The 2018-nt window shown below is 71.0% G+C and carries 3 protein-coding genes; all 3 read left to right on the top strand.

All coding sequences use genetic code 11. The features are described from left to right. Positions 1-625, top strand: a 625-nt coding sequence (locus tag CCN72_RS27335) for an aminotransferase class III-fold pyridoxal phosphate-dependent enzyme (protein WP_143664214.1), incomplete at its 5' end; no start/stop codon positions are given. A 117-nt stretch (positions 626-742) separates the two neighbouring features. Continuing rightward, the gene (locus CCN72_RS27330; protein WP_086810474.1) at positions 743-1438 is read left to right on the top strand and encodes a GntR family transcriptional regulator; all 696 of its coding nucleotides are present in this window, start codon (positions 743-745) and stop codon (positions 1436-1438) included. 75 nt (positions 1439-1513) lie between these two features. Further along, a partial coding sequence (locus tag CCN72_RS27325; protein WP_107430162.1) for a hypothetical protein occupies positions 1514-2018 on the top strand: 505 nt, incomplete at its 3' end.

Here is a 2018-nt window from a genome sequence, read left to right as displayed (position 1 = left end):
CGGGATCGTCTTCGTCCTGGACGAGGTCATGGCCGGATTCGGCCGTACCGGTGAGTGGTTCGCGGCCGATCTGTTCGATGTCGTACCGGACCTGATGACCTTCGCCAAGGGTGTGAACTCCGGCTACGTGCCGCTCGGCGGCGTGGCCGTCTCGGGGAAGATCGCGGAGACCTTCGGCAAGCGCCCCTACCCGGGCGGTCTGACCTACTCCGGGCACCCGCTGGCCTGTGCCGCCGCCGTCGCCACGATCAACGTGATGGCGGAGGAGGGCGTGGTGGCCAACGCCAAGCGGCTCGGCGAGAGCGTGCTGGCGCCGGGTCTGGCCGAGCTGGCGGCGCGCCACCCGAGCGTGGGCGAGGTCCGCGGGGTGGGCATGTTCTGGGCGTTGGAGCTGGTCAAGGACCAGGAGACGCGGGAGCCCCTGGTGCCGTACAACGCGGCCGGTGCGGCGAACGCGCCGATGGCCGCCTTCGCCGCGGCGGCCAAGAAGCAGGGTCTGTGGCCGTTCGTGAACATGAACCGCACGCATGTGGTGCCGCCGTGCAACACGAGCGAGGCGGAGCTGAAGGAGGGCCTGGCCGCCCTCGACGCCGCGCTGTCCGTGGCGGACGAGTACACGGCGTAACCGGCTCGGCGCTGCCGTCGGCAAAGGCCGAACGCGTAAGGTGACGTGCTCGTAAGACTCTGAGGAGTTGGCCATACGTGCGAGTACGTCACCCATACGCGTGAGGAGAGACCGGCCATGTCCGGCAACGGCATCGTCACCCGCAGCACCCTGCGCCAGCAGATCGCGGACGCGCTCCGTGACGAGGTGCTGGCGGGGCGGCTGCGGCCGGGCCGGGCGTTCACCGTGAAGGAGATCGCCGACCAGTACGGCGTCTCCGCCACCCCGGTGCGCGAGGCGCTGGTCGACCTGTCCGCGCAGGGCATCCTGGAGGCCGACCAGCATCGCGGCTTCCGGGTGCCCGAGTACTCGCTCGCCGACTACCGGCACATGATCGAGGCCCGCAGCCTGGTCACGGACGGCATGTTCCAGGCCCTCGCCGCCGGGCACCCCGCCTTCCGCGGCCCACTCGAGGACCCGCGCACCCTCGCCCTGCTGGCCACCGTGCGCCGCCGCGGCGAGGAGGCCCAGCGCGCCGCAGCCGCAGGCGACCTCACCGTGCTGATCGGCTACGACCTGCGCTTCTGGCGCGAGTTGAGCGTCCTGTTCGGCAACCCCTACCTCGGTGACTTCCTGCACCGGCTGCGCGTGCAGTCCTGGGTCTGCGCGGTCCAGCGGCTGCGCCGGCTGCCCGATCCGCGCGGCCGGCTGTGGGCCGGCCACACGGACCTGGTCGAGGCCCTGGCCCGGCGGGACATCGAGGCCGCCCGCGCCCTGGTCGCCGCGGCCAACGCCCACTCGCTGGCCCTGCTGGAAGATCTGTCCGATAGCTGAGCGGACGTGGGGGTATGGGACCACCCATGCACCGATTACGCTTCCCGGACCACCTCTTTGTGTGAGGAGCTCTCTTTGGCCTGTGACCTGTGGCTGGTCCCGCTCGTCGACGTGTTGTGCCACACGCCGGACAATCCGTTCGCCGAGGAACTCGCGCACTACAACCACGCGCTGGCCGCGGCGGGGCTGCCGCCGGTGCCGGTGTACCAGTACATGCCGGGTCTGTCCGGCGAGGTCGCGCCGGTCGCCGGGTTCGACTACGACGCCCTGCACTTCCTGCGCCGCGCCTATCTGCTCCAGGTCTGCGGGCTGCCGGTGACGCCGGTGGACGAACTCGGCGGGGACTACGAGCAGTTGCTGGAGATGTTCGAGTCCACGGCCCAGCAGTCGCACCTGGTCTGGCACTACGACCACGCGGGCGCCTACGTCCCGGTCGACTTCCCGCATCCGCTGGCCGACGAGCAACTCCTCGCCGGGGGCGGTCCCTTGGGGTCCGCCCAGGCGCTGCTGCGCGAACTCCAGTACGTCGCCCCGGTGATCGGCATCGACCCGGCCAACCCCCCGGCGAGGAGTTGCTCGT

The sequence above is a fragment of the Streptomyces murinus genome (assembly GCF_002154555.1).
Taxonomy (GTDB): domain Bacteria; phylum Actinomycetota; class Actinomycetes; order Streptomycetales; family Streptomycetaceae; genus Streptomyces; species Streptomyces murinus.
This window is presented reverse-complemented; position numbering and strand designations above follow the sequence as displayed.